This window comes from Burkholderia sp. JKS000303, from assembly GCF_002563755.1.
GTDB classification, from domain to species: Bacteria; Pseudomonadota; Gammaproteobacteria; order Burkholderiales; family Burkholderiaceae; genus Burkholderia; species Burkholderia anthina_B.
In genome coordinates, this window is the sequence record NZ_PDBZ01000001.1 from 3,490,106 (window position 1) to 3,508,000 (window position 17,895).

18 protein-coding genes are annotated in these 17,895 nt (G+C 68.1%); 17 read left to right on the forward strand and 1 reads right to left on the reverse strand.

Annotated features, from left to right (window positions below):
- Positions 1 to 64 precede the first annotated feature (64 nt).
- The 14 genes from BX604_RS16545 to BX604_RS16610 all read left to right on the forward strand — a co-directional run bounded on the left by BX604_RS16545 (position 65) and on the right by BX604_RS16610 (position 13,435).
- The gene (locus BX604_RS16545) at positions 65 to 382 is read left to right on the forward strand and encodes a non-heme iron oxygenase ferredoxin subunit (protein ID WP_014898924.1); all 318 of its coding nucleotides are present in this window, start codon (positions 65 to 67) and stop codon (positions 380 to 382) included.
- Between the two features lies 1 nt (position 383).
- A complete protein-coding gene (locus tag BX604_RS16550; protein ID WP_098551736.1) occupies positions 384 to 695 on the forward strand; it encodes a recombinase-like helix-turn-helix domain-containing protein in 312 nt (103 codons plus the stop codon).
- Between the two features lie 54 nt (positions 696 to 749).
- A complete protein-coding gene (locus tag BX604_RS16555) occupies positions 750 to 1,820 on the forward strand; it encodes an aromatic ring-hydroxylating dioxygenase subunit alpha (RefSeq protein ID WP_098551737.1) in 1,071 nt (356 codons plus the stop codon).
- Positions 1,813 to 2,583: an SDR family oxidoreductase gene (locus BX604_RS16560; RefSeq protein WP_098552922.1), complete on the forward strand. Its 771-nt coding sequence runs from the start codon at positions 1,813 to 1,815 to the stop codon at positions 2,581 to 2,583. Before BX604_RS16555 ends, BX604_RS16560 begins: the two co-directional genes overlap by 8 nt.
- 34 nt (positions 2,584 to 2,617) lie before the next feature.
- Complete coding sequence (locus tag BX604_RS16565) at positions 2,618 to 3,145, forward strand: cupin domain-containing protein (RefSeq protein ID WP_014898928.1); 528 nt, start codon at positions 2,618 to 2,620, stop codon at positions 3,143 to 3,145.
- Positions 3,146 to 3,163: 18 nt separating this feature from the next.
- The gene (locus BX604_RS16570) at positions 3,164 to 4,060 is read left to right on the forward strand and encodes an alpha/beta fold hydrolase (RefSeq protein ID WP_098551738.1); all 897 of its coding nucleotides are present in this window, start codon (positions 3,164 to 3,166) and stop codon (positions 4,058 to 4,060) included.
- Positions 4,057 to 4,914 (forward strand): IclR family transcriptional regulator, encoded by an 858-nt coding sequence (locus BX604_RS16575; protein WP_098551739.1) that lies wholly within the window; start codon positions 4,057 to 4,059, stop codon positions 4,912 to 4,914. Before BX604_RS16570 ends, BX604_RS16575 begins: the two co-directional genes overlap by 4 nt.
- Positions 4,911 to 5,708, forward strand: a complete 798-nt coding sequence (locus BX604_RS16580) for an SDR family oxidoreductase (RefSeq protein ID WP_098551740.1) — start codon at positions 4,911 to 4,913, stop codon at positions 5,706 to 5,708. The genes BX604_RS16575 and BX604_RS16580 overlap by 4 nt, the downstream gene beginning before the upstream one ends.
- Positions 5,701 to 7,371 (forward strand): thiamine pyrophosphate-binding protein, encoded by a 1,671-nt coding sequence (locus BX604_RS16585; RefSeq protein WP_098551741.1) that lies wholly within the window; start codon positions 5,701 to 5,703, stop codon positions 7,369 to 7,371. Before BX604_RS16580 ends, BX604_RS16585 begins: the two co-directional genes overlap by 8 nt.
- A complete protein-coding gene (locus BX604_RS16590; RefSeq protein ID WP_098551742.1) occupies positions 7,364 to 8,203 on the forward strand; it encodes an aspartate dehydrogenase in 840 nt (279 codons plus the stop codon). The genes BX604_RS16585 and BX604_RS16590 overlap by 8 nt, the downstream gene beginning before the upstream one ends.
- An 80-nt stretch (positions 8,204 to 8,283) precedes the next feature.
- Positions 8,284 to 9,774, forward strand: coding sequence for an aldehyde dehydrogenase (locus BX604_RS16595; RefSeq protein ID WP_098551743.1), 1,491 nt, complete (start codon positions 8,284 to 8,286; stop codon positions 9,772 to 9,774).
- 18 nt (positions 9,775 to 9,792) lie between these two features.
- Positions 9,793 to 10,755 carry a VOC family protein gene (locus BX604_RS16600; RefSeq protein ID WP_098551744.1) on the forward strand — a complete coding sequence of 321 codons (963 nt, stop codon included), beginning with the start codon at positions 9,793 to 9,795 and terminating at the stop codon, positions 10,753 to 10,755.
- Complete coding sequence (locus BX604_RS16605; protein WP_098551745.1) at positions 10,752 to 11,996, forward strand: NAD(P)/FAD-dependent oxidoreductase; 1,245 nt, start codon at positions 10,752 to 10,754, stop codon at positions 11,994 to 11,996. Before BX604_RS16600 ends, BX604_RS16605 begins: the two co-directional genes overlap by 4 nt.
- Before the next feature lie 38 nt (positions 11,997 to 12,034).
- Positions 12,035 to 13,435: an MFS transporter gene (locus tag BX604_RS16610; protein ID WP_098551746.1), complete on the forward strand. Its 1,401-nt coding sequence runs from the start codon at positions 12,035 to 12,037 to the stop codon at positions 13,433 to 13,435.
- A 145-nt stretch (positions 13,436 to 13,580) separates the two neighbouring features.
- On the opposite strand, the gene BX604_RS16615 is transcribed toward BX604_RS16610, so the two are convergent.
- Entirely contained in the window at positions 13,581 to 14,507 is a 927-nt protein-coding gene (locus BX604_RS16615; protein ID WP_098551747.1) for an ADP-ribosylglycohydrolase family protein, read from the reverse strand.
- Between the two features lie 181 nt (positions 14,508 to 14,688).
- On the opposite strand from BX604_RS16615, the gene BX604_RS16620 reads away from it, so the two are divergent.
- The 3 genes from BX604_RS16620 to BX604_RS16630 all read left to right on the forward strand — a co-directional run bounded on the left by BX604_RS16620 (position 14,689) and on the right by BX604_RS16630 (position 17,813).
- On the forward strand, positions 14,689 to 14,916 hold the full coding sequence (locus tag BX604_RS16620) for a DUF3079 domain-containing protein (protein ID WP_098551748.1): 228 nt from the start codon (positions 14,689 to 14,691) through the stop codon (positions 14,914 to 14,916).
- A gap of 193 nt (positions 14,917 to 15,109) precedes the next feature.
- Complete coding sequence (hcp, locus tag BX604_RS16625; RefSeq protein ID WP_098551749.1) at positions 15,110 to 16,777, forward strand: hydroxylamine reductase; 1,668 nt, start codon at positions 15,110 to 15,112, stop codon at positions 16,775 to 16,777.
- Between the two features lie 13 nt (positions 16,778 to 16,790).
- Entirely contained in the window at positions 16,791 to 17,813 is a 1,023-nt protein-coding gene (locus BX604_RS16630; protein ID WP_098552923.1) for a 2Fe-2S iron-sulfur cluster-binding protein, read from the forward strand.
- Positions 17,814 to 17,895: the final 82 nt, after the last annotated feature.

Sequence of the window (17,895 nt, forward strand, 5' to 3'; positions counted from 1 at the left end):
TGCTGTTCCGGATATGGAACAAATCCGGAGCGAACCCAGAGTCGATCAGAAGGAAGGGTGTGAGATGTCTGAACAATGGATTTGTGCCGGGCACGCCGGCGCGCTGTCGGAAGACACGCCGATCGAGTTCAAGCGGACCGACGGCGTCGAAATCGGGATCTACCGCGTCGGCGACGAGGTATATGCGCTCGAGAACGTGTGCCCGCACGCCTACGCGCTGCTGACGCAGGGCTTCGTCGACGAAGGCACGGTCGAATGCCCGCTGCACGAAGCCGTGTTCGACATCAAGACGGGCGAATGCCTGAAGGGCCCGGGCGGGCGCGCGCTGAAGCAGTACGCGGTGCGCCTGGCCGGTGAGGAAATCCAGATCAAGGTGGAATGACATGAAAGAAGCGACCGTCAACTTCAATCCCTTCCTGAAGCCGTGGGTGGCGCCTCAGCCGAACAACGTCGCGGGCAAGGGGCAGATCGAAATCCCGGGGCAGGTCGAGAACCAGGTGTGGCAGAACCGCAAGGCCGTGCCGACCCAGTACGAGAACGACCTCGGCGATGCGCTCGAACGCGTGTTCGAGAGCGGCGCGACCGAGCTGGACGATGTCGTCGCGGGCCTGAACCGCATCGGCTTCCGCGCGCCGGACGGCACCGCGTGGACCGCCGAGCGCTTTCGCGCCGAAATGGCCTCGCTGGCGGAATGAGCACGCGCGCCGCGTGACCGCCGACCCGACGACAACCGCATCCGGAGCACACTGATGACGTCCCCCGCACAACACGAAGTCCAACACGACCCGGTCCGCGACTATCTCGATCGCGGCATCAAGAACTACTGGTATCCCGTCGCGCCGAGCTGGCAGGTGTCGAATGCGCCCGTCGGCCTCACGCGCCTGTCCGAGCAGATCGTGCTGTGGCGCGATCACGAAGGCAAAGTCCACGCGCTGGAAGATCGCTGCCCGCACCGCGGCGCGCGCCTGTCGCTCGGCTGGAACCTCGGCGGCAACCTCGCGTGCTGGTATCACGGCATCGAAGTCGACGGCGGCGGCACGGTCAACCGTGTGCCGGCCGTGTCGAACTGCCCGCTCGAAGGCACGAAGTGCGTGAAGTCGTATCCGGTCGAAGAGAAGGCCGGCGCGATCTTCCTGTGGTTCGGCGACGAAGCGCACGGCGAGCCGGCACCGCTGAACCTGCCGGAAGAACTGGTCGCCGACGAATACGGCCACTTCCTGTGCGTGTCGAACTGGAAGTGCAATTACCAGTACGCGATCGACAACGTGATGGACCCGATGCACGGCGCGTATCTGCACGCGACGTCGCACTCGATGGCCGAAGGCGACAAGCAGGCCGACATGCGCGTGCGCAAGACGGAAACGGGCCTGATGTTCGAGAAGGTCGGCCAACGCGACGTGAACTTCGACTGGGTCGAGCTCGGCGAAACCGGCTGCCTGTGGATGCGCCTCGCGATTCCGTACAAGCAGAAGTTCGGCCCGGGCGGCAACTTCGGGATCATCGGCTTCGCGACGCCGGTCGACGGCGACCACTGCCAGGTCTACTTCTGGCGTACCCGCAAGGTCAGCGGCTGGCAGCGCGACGTGTGGCGCTTCATGTACCGCAACCGCCTCGAGGGCCTGCACTGGGACGTGCTCGAGCAGGACCGCTACGTCCTCGAAAGCCTCGCGCCGCAAGCACGCGATCACGAATACCTGTACCAGCACGACGTCGGCATCACGCGTGTGCGCCGGATGCTGCGCCAACGCGCGCAGGAACACCTGGCCGCGCTCGATGCGCACCGCGCGGCGCACGCCGCGGCGGAGCCCGCACATGGCTGAGTTCGTACCGGTCGTGTCGCTGCCGGGGCGCCGCGTGCTCGTGACGGGCGGCGCGCGCGGGCTCGGCGCCGCCTTCGTGAAGGCGCTGGTCGAAGCGGGTGCGCAGGTCGCGTTCGGCGACGTGCTCGCCGAAGAGGGCCGCGCGCTGGCCGCGCAGCTCACGCAAGCCGGCCACGCCGCACATTTCTTCACGCTCGACCTGGCCGATCCGGCGAGCGTCGACGCGTTCGTCGCGCAGGGCGCCGCGGCGCTCGGTGGCGTCGATGCACTGATCAACAACGCGGCGATCACGAACTCGGGCGGCAAGCTGTCGACGGAACTCGACGTGCCGACCTGGGATGCCGTGATGAACGTGAACGTGCGCGGCGTGTGGCTCGTCAGCAATGCGGCGCTGCCGCACCTCGCGAAGTCGGGCCGCGGCGCGATCGTGAACCTCGCATCGGACACCGCGCTGTGGGGCGCGCCGAAGCTGCTCGCGTACGTCGCCAGCAAGGGCGCCGTGATCGCGATGACGCATGGGCAGGCCCGCGAGTTCGGCGCGCACGGCGTGACGGTCAATGCGATCGCGCCGGGGCTCACCGAAGTCGAGGCGACGGCCTACGTGCCGGCCGAACGCCACGCGTTCTACATGCAGGGCCGCGCGCTCACGCGTGCGCAGGTGCCCGAGGACGTGACGGGCCCCGTGCTGTTCCTGCTGTCGGACGGCGCGCGCTTCGTGACGGGCCAACTGCTGCCGGTGAACGGCGGCTTCGTAATGAACTGAATTGAAGTTTTCACTCGGAATGAAGGAGAGGACGATGGCGGACGCAGATCTCGAACGCAAGTCGTGGGACCAGCCGGAAGACGCAAGCTTCGGCGACTGGATGGAAGGGCGTGTCGCGCGCTATGAGACGCGGCGCTACGACTGGGACGCGCTGAAGTTCCAGGCCGACTACGACCCGAAGTACCGCCGTGCGCAGATGCGCTATGTCGGCACGGGCGGCACGGGCGTCGCGAAGGACGTCAACACGGTGCCGGCCGGCAACTTCACGTTCTCGACGATGGTGATTCCGGCCGGCAACATCGGCCCGAGCCATATCCACATCGACGTCGAGGAAATCTTCTTCGTGCTGCGCGGCAAGATGAAGGTGATCTGCGAGCGCGACGGCGAGACCTGGGAAGCGATCCTCGGCGAGCGCGACCTGATCTCGGTGCCGCCGGGCGTGTATCGCACGGAAATCAACATCGGCGAGGAAGACGCGCTGATGTGCGTGATGCTCGGTTCGTCGAAGCCGATCACGCCGACGTATCCGCCGGATTCGCCGCTCGCGAAGATCAAGCGCTGAGACGGAGCGGAGCCAGCAATGAGTGTCATCGACAAACGTGAACGCGACCGCACCGCGGCGTTCGCCACGCTGCTCGGGCAGTTTCCCGAACAGCGCTGCGAGGCCGGCGCGGCGGGCACGATCGGTTATCGCGAGGCCGGCGCGCAGCATGCGGGCCACGCGCTGCCCGTCGTGCTGCTGCACGGGATCGGCTCGGGCGCCGCATCGTGGGTGCGCCAGCTCGACGCGCTCGGCGCGTCGCGGCGCGCGCTTGCGTGGGATGCGCCGGGCTACGGCGTCTCGACCCCCGTGCACGGTGCATCGCCGGCGGCCGCCGATTACGCGGCGTCGCTGAGCGCGTGGCTCGAGGCACTCGGCATCGAACGCTGCGTGCTGGTCGGGCATTCGCTCGGCGCGATCATCGCGGGCGGGTTGGCCCGCGTGATGCCCGCGCGGATTGCCGGCCTGCTGCTGATTTCGCCCGCGGGCGGCTACGGTAGCGCGCCGGCGGAAACGCGCGACACGCGGCGTGACGCACGCCTCGCGATGCTCGAGGAACTCGGCCCGGCCGGGCTCGCCGAGCAGCGCAGCGGCAACATGCTGTCCGGTTTCGCGAGCGACGACGCGCGTGCATGGGTGCGCTGGAACATGGCGCGCATCGTGCCGGCCGGCTATGCACAGGCCACGCATCTGCTCGCGAACGCCGATCTTGCTACCGATCTCGCCGGCTTTCGCGGCCGCACGGCGGTGGCGGTCGGCGCGAACGACGCGATCACGCCGCCGGCTGCCTGCGAGCGCATCGCCGCGGCCGCGCACGTCGGGCTGCAGGTGATTCCGCAGGCCGGTCATGCGGGTTACGTGGAAGCGCCGACGGTCTACTCGTCGCTGATCGACGGCTTCTGCCGCCAATGCGATCGTCAACGGGGGCTGGAATGAGCGAACCGTTGCAACAACAGGATGCAGAAAACGCGAAGTCCGAGGCCAATTACGTGGTGCCTGGCCTCGAGCGCGGACTGCGGATCCTCGCCGAATTCTCGCCGCGCGAGCCGGTGCTTGGGGCGCCGGAACTGTCGAAGCGCCTCGGCATTCCGCGCACGACGGTGTTCCGTCTGCTGCAGACGCTCGAATCGCTCGGCTTTCTCGAGCGCGCGGACAAGGATCGCAATTACAAGCTCGGAATTGCCGTGCTGCGGCTCGGCTTCGAATACCTGAGCTCGCTGGAGCTGACCGATCTCGGCCTGCCGGTGATCGAGAGCCTGCGCGACGCAACCGGCTTCACGACGCACATCGTGATCCGCGACGGCCGCGACGTGGTGTTCGTCGCGAAGGCGCAGAGCCAGTCGCCGGTGTTCAGCTCGATTCGCGTGAACGTCGGCACGCGGCTGCCCGCGCATGCGACGACCCACGGCCACGTGCTGATGGGCGACCTGTCGCTCACGGAGCTGCGTGCGCTGTATCCGGAAGGCAAGCTGAACCGGATGACGAGCGCGACGCCGGAAACGGTCGACGCGCTGTATGAAGTGATCCGCGAGGATGCGCTGCGCGGCTACGGGGTCAGCAATTCGTCGTTCGAACGCGGCATCTCGGTGGTCACGGCGCCCGTGCGCAACGACACGCAGAAGATCGTCGCATGCATCACGGTGACGGTGCCGCGCCCGGAGATCGACGCGTCGCTGATCGCCGACGGGCTGATCGACAAGGTGCAGCGCGCGGCGGCGGAATTGTCGCGGCGGCTCAATTACCGCTCGGATGACGAGCACACGTTTCTGAAGGCTTTAGGACTGCGATGATTCAGATCGATCTGACCGGGCAAGTGGCGGTGGTGACGGGCGGTTCGTCCGGCATCGGCCTCGCGACTGCCGAACGGTTCCTGCAGGCTGGCGCATCGGTCGCGATTTGCGGCCGCGACGGCGAACGCCTCGCCCGTGCGCAAGCGCTGCTCGGCGAAAAATATCCGGGCGCGCCGCTGCTCGCCGTGCGCTGCAACGTGCTCGACGAAGCCGACGTGACCGCGTTCGCGCAGGCCGTGTCCGACCGCTTCGGCCGTGCCGACATGCTGGTCAACAACGCCGGCCAGGGCCGCGTGTCGACCTTCGCGGACACGACCGACGACGCATGGCGCGACGAGCTCGAGCTGAAGTATTTCAGCATCATCCGCCCGACGCGTGCGTTTCTGCCGCTGCTGCGCGATGCGGCCGCACCGTCGATCACCTGCGTGAACTCGCTGCTCGCGCTGCAGCCCGAGCCGCACATGGTCGCGACGTCGTCGGCGCGCGCGGGCGTGCTGAGCCTCGTGAAGTCGCTCGCGACCGAACTCGCGCCGCACCGCATCCGCGTGAACTCGATCCTGATCGGCATCGTCGAGTCGGGTCAGTGGCGCCGCCGCTACGAAGCGCAGGCGCAGGCCGGCGAAAGCTGGGAAGACTGGACGGGCGCGCTCGCCCGCAAGAAGAACATTCCGCTGAACCGCTTCGGCAAGCCCGACGAGGCTGCCTGGGCCCTTTTTTATCTCGCAACGCATCTGTCGTCCTATACGACGGGCAGCCATATCGACGTTTCTGGAGGTTTTGCACGCCATGTCTAAAAAAACCACGGTTGGCGAGCTGATTGCCGCCTTTCTCGAGCAGTGCGACGTCAAAACCGCATTCGGTGTCATCTCGATCCACAACATGCCGATCCTCGACGCGATCAACTCGCGCGGCAACATCCGGTATGTCGGCGCGCGCGGTGAAGCGGGCGCGGTGAACATGGCCGACGGCCTGGCCCGCGTGTCGGGCGGCCTGGGCGTGGCGTTCACGAGCACCGGCACGGCGGCGGGCAACGCAGCCGGCGCGATGGTCGAGGCGCTGACGGCCGGCACCGCGCTGCTGCACATCACGGGGCAGATCGAGACGCCGTACCTCGACCAGGACCTGGCCTACATCCACGAAGCGCCGGACCAGCTGACGATGCTCGACGCGATCTCGAAGGCCGCGTTCCGCGTGCGCACGGTCGAAACCGTGCTGCCGACGATCCGCGAAGCGGTGCGCATCGCGCAGACCGCGCCGACGGGCCCCGTGTCGGTCGAGATTCCGATCGACATCCAGGCGGCCGAAATCGAATGGCCGGAAGACCTCGCACCGGCGCACGTCGCGGTGCGCGAGCATGACGATGCCCGCGTCGCGAAGCTTGCCGACGCACTGGCGGCCAAGCGCCGTCCGCTGCTGTGGCTCGGCGGCGGCGCGCGTCATGCGCGTGCGGAAGTCGAACGCCTGGTGAAGCTCGGCTTCGGCGTCGTGACGAGCGTGCAGGGCCGCGGCGTGCTGCCGGAAGATCACCCGGCGACGCTCGGCGCGTTCAACGTGCACGCGTCGGTCGAAGCGTTCTACAAGACCTGCGACGCACTCGTCGTGGTCGGCTCGCGCCTGCGCGGTAACGAGACGCTGAAGTACAAGCTCGCGCTGCCGCAGCCGCTGTTCCGCGTCGACGCCGATGCGCTCGCCGACAACCGCGGCTATCGCAACGAGCTGTTCGTTCATGGCGATTCGAAGCGCGTGCTGGCCGAGCTGGCCGACCGCCTCGAAGGCCGTCTGTCCGTCGATCCGGAATTCGCCGCCGATCTCGCCGCTGCGCGCGAGCAGGCCGTCGCCAGCGTGGCGGAGGGCCTCGGCCCGTACAAGACGCTCGTCGACACGCTGCAGGGCGCGGTGGGCCGCGACTACAACTGGGTGCGCGACGTGACGATCTCGAACAGCACGTGGGGCAACCGCCTGCTGAAGATCTTCGAGCCGCGCGCGGGCGTGCATGCGCTCGGCGGCGGCATCGGCCAGGGCATCCAGATGGGTATCGGCGCGGCGCTGGCCGGCGCCGCGGCGAAGACGGTGTGCCTCGTCGGCGACGGCGGCCTGATGGTCAACGTCGGCGAACTCGTGACGGCCGTGCAGGAAAACGCGAACGTGATGATCGTGCTGATGAACGACCAGTGCTACGGCGTGATCCGCAACATCCAGGACGCGCAGTATGGCGGCCGCCGCTGCTTCGTGCAGCTGCACCAGCCCGATTTCGCGCAGTTCTGCGCGAGCTTCGGCCTCACGCACTACCGGATCACGTCGCTCGACCAGGCGGAAGCGATCGTGCGCGAAGGGATCGCGAAGGAAGGGCCGGTGATGGTCGAAGTCGACATGCTGTCGGTCGGCTCGTTCGCATCGGCATTCGCGGGCCCGCCGGTCAAGAAGGAAGAAACGCCGTCGGAGCGGCAATATGCTTAACGGACGCCACCCGGGCCACGGACACGGGCACGCGCCCGTCGACGTCGCGATGATCGGCTTCGGCGCGATCGGTGCCGCCGTGTATCACGCGGTCGAACACGATGCATCGTTGCGCGTCGCGCACGTGATCGTGCCCGAGCATCAGCGCGACGCGGTGCAGCGCGAGCTCGGCGGTGCGGTGGAGGTCGTGTCGTCGGTCGACGCGCTGGCCCATCGTCCCGAATTCGCGCTCGAATGCGCGGGCCACAGCGCGCTCGTCGATCACGTCGTGCCGCTGCTGAAGGCCGGCACCGACTGCGCGGTGGCGTCGATCGGTGCGCTGTCCGATCTCGCACTGCTGGACGTGCTGTCGCAGGCCGCCGACGAAGGCGACGCGACGCTCACGCTGCTGTCCGGCGCGATCGGCGGGATCGACGCGCTGGCGTCGGCGAAGCAGGGCGGCCTCGACGAGGTGCTGTACGTTGGCCGCAAGCCGCCGCTCGGCTGGCTCGGCACGCCGGCCGAGGAACTGTGCGACCTGCGCGCGATGACCGAAGAGAAGGTGATCTTCGAAGGCACCGCGCGCGATGCCGCCCGGCTGTATCCGAAGAATGCGAACGTCGCGGCGACCGTCGCGCTCGCGGGCCTCGGCCTCGATGCGACGCGCGTGCGCCTGATCGCCGATCCGGCCGTCGCGCGCAACGTGCACCGCATCACCGCGCGCGGCGCGTTCGGCGAGATGTCGCTCGAAATGAGCGGCAAGCCGTTGCCTGACAACCCGAAGACGTCCGCGTTGACCGCGTACAGCGCGATCCGCGCGCTGCGCAATCGCGCGGCCCGCTGCGTGATCTGAGCGGACTTTCGGGCCATTGAGCGCCCGCCTGCGCCACGGCGCGGGCGGCAGCGCACTGACAGATTTGTGGGACTTGTGACATGACTCCTTTCGATACGAGCCTCGTACCCAACGGCGACATCCTGATTGGCGGCGAGTGGCGGCGCGGCCGTGGCGCGCCGTACGCGAGCATCTATCCGGCCGACCAGTCGCTGAACATGGAAGTGTCGACGGCGAACGCGGAAGACGCGGCCGACGCCGTCGTGGCCGCCGACGCCGCGTGGCGTCGCGCCGACTGGGCCGGGCTCAAGCCGCACCAGCGCGCGCTGGTGCTGTACCGGATCGCCGACCTGATCATGCAGCGTCACGAGGCGCTCGCGAACCTGCAGCGCCGCGACAACGGCAAGCCGATCAGCGAGACGCGCGTGCTGGTCGCGAGCGCGGCGAACACGTTCCGCTATTTCGCGGCGTGCCTCGAAACGCTCGACGAAGAACTGACGCCGTCGCGCGGCGATTACATGACGATGAGCGTGCACGAGCCGATCGGCGTGATCGCGGCGATCACGCCGTGGAACTCGCCGATCGCATCCGACGCGCAGAAGCTCGCACCGGCGCTCGCCGGCGGCAACGCGGTGGTGCTCAAGCCGGCCGAAGTCACGCCGCTCGTGTCGCTCGCGCTGGCCCGCATCTGCGAGGAAGCCGGCGTGCCGAAGGGCGTGCTGAGCGTGCTGCCGGGCAAGGGCTCGGTGATCGGCGACGTGCTGGTGCGTCATCCGCTCGTGAAGAAGGTGTCGTTTACCGGCGGCACCGAAGTGGGCCGCGGCATCGCGCGCATCGCCGCGGAAAAGCTGATGCCCGTGTCGCTGGAACTCGGCGGCAAGTCGCCGACGATCGTGTTCGACGACGCGGATCTCGACCACGCGGTGAACGGCGTGCTGTACGGGATCTTCAGCTCGTCGGGCGAGGCGTGCATTGCCGGTTCGCGCCTGTTCGTGCATCGCGCCGTGTACGACGCATTCATGCAACGTCTGGTGGCCGGCGCGCGCAAGCTGCGCGTGGGCGACCCGACGCGCCCCGACACGCAGATGGGCCCGCTGATCACCGCGAAGCATCGCGAATCGGTGGAGCGCTACGTCGCGCTCGGGCTGGAAGAAGGCGGCCGCCTGCTGTGCGGCGGCGAGCGGCCGTTGGGCGACGGGCGCGAGGACGGCTTCTTCTATCAGCCGACGATTCTCGAAGGCTTGCCGAACAGCGCACGCATCTGCCAGGAAGAAATTTTCGGGCCGGTGCTGGTCGCGATGCCGTTCGACGACGAGGCCTCGCTGATCGCGCAGGCGAACGACAGCGTGTTCGGTCTTGCCGCCGGCATCTGGACACGCGACTACAAGCGCGCATGGCGCACCGCGCGCGCACTCGAGACGGGCACCGTCTGGATCAACACGTACAAGCTGTTCTCGATCTCCACGCCGTTCTCGGGCTGGAAGGAGAGCGGGATGGGCCGCGAGAAGGGGCGTCTCGGCATCCGCGAATACATGCAGCAGAAGAGCCTCTACTGGGGCTTGAACGACGCGCCGCTGCCGTGGGCAAACTGAGCGAAGGGGAATGACGCAATGAGCATCTTGGGTATCGAGCAGATCACGTATGGTGTCGACGACCTCGCGACGTGCCGGCGCTTTTTCGCCGACTGGGGCCTGAAGGAAGTCGCGCACGACGACACGCGCGCCCGTTTCGAGACGATGAACGGCTGCACCGTGCTGGTCGTCAAGGCAGACGATCCGTCGCTGCCGCCCGCGTTCGAAGCGGGTCCGACGCTGCGTGAAGTCACGTGGGGCGTCGCGACGCAGCAGGAAGTCGACGCGTTGCGCACGAAGCTGGCCGGCCAGCCCGGCTATTACGCACAGGACGATGCGGTCGGCTGCATCGATCCGAACGGCATGGCGATCCGCATCGAAGTGACGCGCAAGCGCGCACTCGACATCACCGGTTCGCCGTCGAACGTGTGGGGCCAGACGGCGCGGGTCGACCAGCCGAGCCCGATCTATGCGCGCGCCGAGCCGATCGAGGTCGGGCATGTGGTGTTCTTCACGAACTGCCTCGACGCGCAGGAAAAGTTCTATCACGAGCTGCTCGGCTTCGAGACGTCGGATCGCTATCCGGGCCGCGGCGCGTTCATGCGCTGCGCGCCGCACGGCGGCCACCACGACCTGTTCCTGCTCGCGCTGCCCAACGGCAAGCGCGGCCTGAACCACGTCGCGTTCACCGTGCGCGACATCCACGAAGTGTTCGGCGGCGGCATGCACATCGACCGCTGCGGCTGGGAAACGCAACTCGGCCCGGGTCGTCACCCGGTGTCGTCCGCGTACTTCTGGTACTTCCAGAATCCGGCCGGTGCGCTGATCGAGTACTACGCGGACGAGGACGTGCTGACGCCCGAATGGCAGCCGCGCGAATTCGAGCCGGGCCCGACCGTGTTCGCCGAATGGGCCGTCGACGGCGGCCTCGACGGCAACACGCGCCGGCAGAAGAACGCGAAGGCGCCGGAAGGCAAGTTCATGACGGAGCGCAAGTCATGACCGAAGCGAACACACAGGCGCAGGCCGCGCCCGGCACCGTCGTCGTGATCGGCGGCGGCCAGGCCGCCGGCTGGGTGCTGAAGACGCTGCGCGCGGAAGGCTTCACGGGCCGTCTCGTGATGATCGCCGACGAGCCGCATCTGCCGTACGAGCGTCCGCCTCTGTCGAAGGCCGTGCTGGCCGGCGACGCCGACATCGAAACGGTGCGCGTCGTGCGTCCGGACGAATTCGACGCGCTGAACGTCGAGGCATGGCAGCCGGAGCGTGCGGCGTCGATCGACCGTGCGCGCCGCGTAGTGAAGACCGAAAGCGGCCGCGAAATCGAATACGACCGGCTCGTGATCGCGACCGGCGGCACGTCGCGCCGCTTGCCCGATGCGATCGTCAACACGCCGAACCTGCATTACCTGCGCACGCTCGACGAAGCGGCCGCGCTCGGCGAGAAGCTGCGTGCGAGCCGGCGCGTGCTGGTGATCGGCGGCGGCTGGATCGGCCTCGAAGTCGCGGCGACCGCGCGCAAGCTCGGCGTCGACGCGGTCGTGGTCGAGGGTGCGCCGCGTCTGTGCGGGCGTTCGGTGCCGCAGATCGTGTCGGACTTCCTGCTCGACCTGCATCGCACGAACGGTGTCGACGTGCGGGTCGGCGCGGCGCTCGCGTCGCTCGATGCGCAGCCGGACGATGCGTCGAAGGTGCGCGCGACGCTCGCCGACGGTACGACGATCGACGCCGATTTCGCGGTGGCCGGCATCGGCCTCGCGCTGAACGCGTCGCTCGCGAGCGACGCCGGTTTGGCGATCGACGACGGCATCGTCGTCGACGAATTCGGTGCGACCAGCGACCCGGCGATCTTCGCGTGCGGCGACGTGGCGAATCATCACAACGGCTGGCTGAAGCGGCGCGTGCGGCTCGAATCGTGGGCGAACGCGCAGAACCAGGCGATCGCGGCGGCGAAGGCCGTGCTCGGCGTGCGTGCGCCGTACGCGGAGATTCCGTGGTTCTGGTCCGATCAGTACGACGTGAACCTGCAGATCCTCGGCGATCTGCCGGCCGACGCACAGATCGTCGTGCGCGGCGATCTCGGCGCGCGCCGCGCGACGCTGTTTTTCGTGGGTGAAGGGCACGTGAGAGGTGTCATCGCCGTCAATAACGCACGCGAGCTGAAGCTCGCGCGCAAGTGGATGAACCAGGGCCGGGCAGTGGATACGGAAGCCCTGGCAGACACGACCAAAGCGCTTGCCTGACCGGCCAATCCGGTAAAAAGATCCAGGAGACACCCCGCATGAGCACTTTCGACAACGTCGTGGCCGGCAGGGCCACGATGGAAGCTGCCGCCTCCACGCCCGGCGCGATCATCGCGCGGCTCGAGCGGCTTCCGGCCAACTCGATGCAGATCCGTGCGCGCGTGCTGATCGGCGCCGCGACGTTCTTCGACGGCTTCGACGTGATCACGATCGCGGCGACGCTGCCGCTGCTGATTCACAAGTGGGGGCTGTCGCCGACGCAGATCGGCCTGTTGATCGCGTCCGGCGCGATCGGCCAGCTGATCGGCGCGTTCCTGTTTCCGGCGCTCGCGGAGAAGCACGGCCGCGTGAAGGCGATCGCGTGGAGCTCGGCCGTGATCGGCATCACCAGCATCGCGTGCGGCTTCGCGCCGACGTTCGAGATCTTCGTGCTGCTGCGGATCCTGCAGGGGCTCGGCCTCGGCGGCGAGTTGCCGGTGGCGGCGACGTACATCAACGAAATCACGCGCGCGCACGGTCGTGGCCGTTTCGTGCTGCTGTACGAAATCGTGTTCCCGATCGGCCTGCTGGTGTCGATGGCGCTCGGCGCATGGCTCGTGCCGCGGTTCGGCTGGGAGATCATGTACTTCGTCGGCGGGCTGCCGCTGATCCTCGCGCTGCTGCTCACGCGTCTCGTGCCGGAATCGCCGCGCTGGCTCGCGTCGCGCGGCCGGCTCGCGGAGGCCGGGCGGGCGGTGAGCGTGTTCGAATCGTCGGTGCGCGGCGAACTGCCGCCGGTCACGCAGGCGGCCGCGTTCGACGAGATGGTGCGCCATCACCCGAAGCGCCGGATGATCGACCTGTTCAGCGCCGCATATCGCAAGCGCACGATCGCAGTGGCGACGCTGTGGGCGACCTGCGGGTTCATCCAGTACGGGCTGTCCACGTGGCTGCCGACGATCTACAAGAACTTCTATCACGCACCGCTGCAGCTCGCGCTGAACCTCGCGGTGATCGGCTCGGTGATGGGCGTGTTCGGCTCGCTCGCGTCCGCGCTGCTGGTCGACAAGCTCGGCCGCAAGCCGGTGATCGTGTGGTCGTTCGTGCTGTGTGCGTTGTCGCTGGCGTTGGCGGGCATCTATCACGCGTCGTCGGTGTACGTCGTCGCGCTCTTCTGCTCGCTGTCGCTCGGGCTGATGGCGTCGGGTTTCATCACCGCGTACGTCTATACGCCGGAACAGTATCCGACGAGCATCCGCGCGTCGGGCTGCGGGCTCGGCAGCGCGTGGCTGAAGGTCGCGTCGTTCGCGGCGCCGATGATCGTGCCGCACGCGATCATCGGCGGCAACCTCGCACCGGCGTTCTACCTGATCGGCATCGTCCCGCTGATCGCGGCGGTGACCGTGCACTTCGTCGGGATCGAGACGAAGGGCAAGGTGCTCGAAGCGCTGGAAGCGTAAGCGCGGCTGGCAGCAACAGCTGACTGGGAAGGCCCGGACGATGTCCGGGCCTTTTTGCTTGGGCGCGACTCTCGTGTAGTGTCGGTCGGCCGGGGGGCGGCCGCCGGGTTGGATTCGACGCCCGGCCGGAGCATGTGCGACATGCTCATGCTTGCGTGAGCCAGCCCTCGACCATGCCCTTGCCGCGCAGCATCGCGACCCATCGGTCCGGCAGCGCCTGCTCGCCATGCAGTGCGCCGGCGAGGCTGCCCGCGATTGCCGCGGTGGTATCCGTGTCGTTGCCGAGCGCGATCGCGCGCTTCACGCAGTCTTCGTAGCTGCCCGTCGACAACAGGCAATGGATGGCCGACCAGAAGCTGTCGACCACGTAGCCGGAGCCTTGCGGCGCATCGAAGCGGCCATCGAGCACGATCTTCAGTTCGAACTCCTCATCGGTGCCCTCGTAGCGCATCAGCAGTTCGTCTTCCGCCGTGCGCACGGCATCGGGCGCCGGCTGGCCGTCGACGATGCCGAGGGCCGTCAGCGCATACAGCGCGCAGCACAGCTGCGAGCGCGAATGCGCGTGCGTGACGACGCTCTGCTTGCGCGCAAGCCGGATCGCTTCGTCGCGCGACGTGGCGATCATGACGACAGGAAAGCAGCGCATCAGCGATCCGTTGCCGTTGTCGCGCTCGTCGGCGGGGCCGGCCGCGGCCGACGCGGTGCCGGCCGCCAGTGCGTGAAGCGCGCGCTGCGTCTGCAGGCCGACGTCGAACACGCGGCCGTCCGGCGTGAACGCGCCGCGATGAAGCCAGTCCTGCAGGTTGCCGGCGAAGGTGTCGAGATTCAGGCCGCGGTCGTGCGATAGCGCGTCGAGCAGCGCGAGCGCCTGCGCGCCGTCGTCGCTCCAGGTGCCGGGCGGCACGCCGGCGTGCGTGCGCGCAAAGCCCGGCGGCGGCGTCATGTCGATCGCGGCGGAAGGCGGGAGTGCCGACGCGGCGTGGAATTCATACGGGACGCCCAGCGCGTCGCCGATCAGCAGGCCAAGCAGGCCGCCGCGCAGGCGGGATGGTCGGTTCGGAATGGCGGTCATCGGATCGTGTTCGAGGGGCGCGGCGTGCGCCGCGCAATACCGTGCAGACTAGACGAATCGCGTCCGCATGCCTAGCCGATGCAACGCGCGCGGTGCGAACGAATGTCGCATCGGCATCGTTCACCGCGCGGACTAGAGTCGAACGGTAACGTGCATGACGATACCGGGAAGACGACGAACGATGGCCAAGAAATTTCCGCTGCATCCCGTACATCCGGAACGGATCTGCTGGGGATGCGACAACTACTGCCCGACACACGCGATGCGTTGCGGCAACGGCTCCAGCCGCACCCAGCACCCGTGCGAACTGCTCGGCGACGACTGGTATCGCTACGGCGACTGGGGCATCGAAGGTACGGACGACGAAGCCGAAAAAGATGCCGCTGCGGCGGCCGGCGGGCCGTCGTAGCGACAAGTTGTCCCACCTCGCGCGTCGCGTTTCTTGATCTGCGTCACGGTGGCCGAATGCGTGCCGAAACATCATGAAAAAAGATGCATAAGGCAAGCATCTTGAAGCGGGCGGGATGCCCGGCGGCAGGGACCATGCGTTCCGCCGCCGTTCGCGCCGACCCGCGCCCCCATGATCGAGAAAGGAGAGCACCGTGTTTTGCTATCAATGCGAACAGACCGACCGGACCGGCACGCGGCCCGGCTGCGCATCGGCGAAGGGCAACTGCGGCAAGGACGAGACGACGGCCGATCTGCAGGATCTGCTGATCCATGCGGTGAAGGGCATCGCGCAGTACGGCGCGATCGCGCGCACGCTGGGCGAGCCCGACCGCGAAGCCGACCGGTTCGTGCTGTACGCGATGTTCACCACGCTGACCAACGTGAATTTCCATGCGGCGCGCTTCGTTGCGTTGCTGCGTGAAGCGGCGCAGACGCGCGAGCGCGTGAAGGCCGCCTGCGAAGCGCACGCACGCGCCGCGGGGACGATCGTGCCGGTTCAGCACGGTCCGGCCGAATGGCAGCCGGCGGACGATCTCGCCGGCCTGCTGAAGCAGGCGGCGACCGTCGGCATCGAAGCGGGCCTCGACACGGTGGGCGCGGATATCGTCGGGCTGCGCGCGCTGGTGCTGTACGGGCTGAAGGGCGTGTGCGCGTATGCGCATCATGCGCGCGTGCTCGGCTACGAGCGCGACGACATCTACGAAGGCGTCGAGGCGGCGCTGGCGTTTCTCGCCACCGAGCCCGACGACGTCGACGCGCTGCTCGCGCAGGCGCTCGATCTCGGCCGGCTGAACCTGACGGTGATGGAGCTGCTCGACAGCGCGAACACCGGCCGCTTCGGCGCGCAGCAGCCGAGCGCCGTGCGCGTGACGCCGGTGGCGGGCAAGGCGATCCTCGTGTCGGGCCATGATCTCGGCGATCTGCACGCATTGCTCGAACAGACGGCCGGCACCGGCATCCAGGTCTATACGCACGGCGAAATGCTGCCGGCTCACGCCTATCCGGCGCTCAAGGCGTTCCCGCATCTGGCCGGCAACTACGGCGGCGCGTGGCAGGACCAGCAGAGCGACTTCGCGCATTTCCCCGGGCCGATCCTGATGACGTCCAACTGCATCATCGAGCCGATGCCGCAATACCGGCAGCGGATCTTCACGACCGGGCCGGTCGGGTGGCCGGGTGTGCGGCATCTCGAACATCAGGATTTCTCGATGCTGATCCGCGCCGCGCAGGCGTTGCCCGGGTTCCCGGTCACGGCGCCCGAGGAGACGATCACCGTCGGGTTCGGTCGACATGCGGTGCTGGGCGTCGCGGACCAGGTGATCGACGCGGTGAAGGCCGGGCAGATCCGCCATTTCTTCCTGATCGGCGGCTGCGACGGCGCGGCGCCGGGGCGCAACTACTACACCGAGTTCGCGGAACAGGCGCCGGACGATACGGTCGTGATGACGCTTGGCTGCAACAAGTACCGGTTCAACCGGCACGCGTTCGGCGATATCGGCGGCATTCCGCGCCTGCTCGACGTCGGGCAGTGCAACGACAGCTATTCGGCGATCCGGATCGCGACGGCGCTCGCCGACGCGTTCGAGTGCGGGGTGAACGACCTGCCGCTGTCGCTCGTCATCTCGTGGTTCGAACAGAAGGCGGCAGCCGTGTTGCTGACGCTGCTCGCGCTCGGGATTCGCAACATCCGCCTCGGGCCGACGCTGCCGGCGTTTATCACGCCGGGCGTGCTCGCGGTGCTGGTCGAGCAGTTCGGGATCCAGCCGATCGGTGACGCCGGCGCCGATCTGGCCGCGGCGCTGGCGCGCCACGCTGCATGACCGGGATCGCGCGATGAGTTACCGGATCGAGATCACCACGCGCGACGGCGAGTCGTTCGATTTCGGCTGCGAACCCGGCCAGGATCTGCTCACGGCGGCGGCGCAAGCCGACATCACGCTGCCGTCGCAGTGCCGGCGGGGCAGTTGCGGCGCGTGCCGGGCCAGCGTCGTCGACGGCCCGTACGAGATGCAGTCGCACAGCGGCGATGCATTGCCGGCCGGCCAGCCCGGCGCGGTGCTGTTGTGCCGGACGACGCCGCTCGGCGATCTGCGGGTCGCCGCGCCGTACGACCGGACCAAGGTGCTGCTGCATCCGGTGCCCGTGCGCACCGCGCGAATCGTGGCGCTCGATCCGGTTGCGCACGACACGATGCGCGTCGAACTGCTGATCGAACCCGACGACGCGTTCGGCTCGGCGGCCGAGTTCGAAGCCGGTCAGTTCGCGGAGCTGGAGGTGCCGGGCAGCGACGTGCGCCGGCCGTATTCGCTCGCCAACACGAGCAACTGGGACGGGGGCCTCGAATTCCTGATCCGGCTGCGACCGGACGGCTGGTTCTCGACCTATCTGCGCGAGCGCGCGCGGCCCGGCGATCCGCTGACCGTGCGCGTGCCGATGGGCGGGTTCGGACTGTTCGCGGATAGCCTGCGGCCGCGCTGGTTCGTCGCGGGCGGCACGGGGCTCGCACCGATCCTGTCGATGCTGAGACGCATGGCCGAATATCAGGAGCTGGGCGAGGCGCGGCTGTTCTTCGGCGTCAACGACGAAAGCGAACTGTTCATGCTCGACGAGCTGGAACGATTGCAGCAGGCGTTGCCGTCGTTGCGGGTCGATCTGTGCGTCTGGCGGCCGGGAGCGGATTGGGCCGGCTTTCGCGGCACGCCGGTCGATGCGTTGCGCGCGGCGCTCGCGCAGGGTTCGGTGCTGCCGGATATCTACGTGTGCGGCCCGCCGCCGCTGGTGGAGGGGGCGAGGGAAGTCGCCGTCGCGGCCGGTGTGCCGGATGCGCAGTTCGCGAGTGAGCGGTTCACGGTGTGATGCGGGGGGCCTTCCTTCTGGCCGGTGCCTTGCCGGATCGCGTGGCCAAACGTACTCTCTGTTGAAATCCGGAACCGCGAGC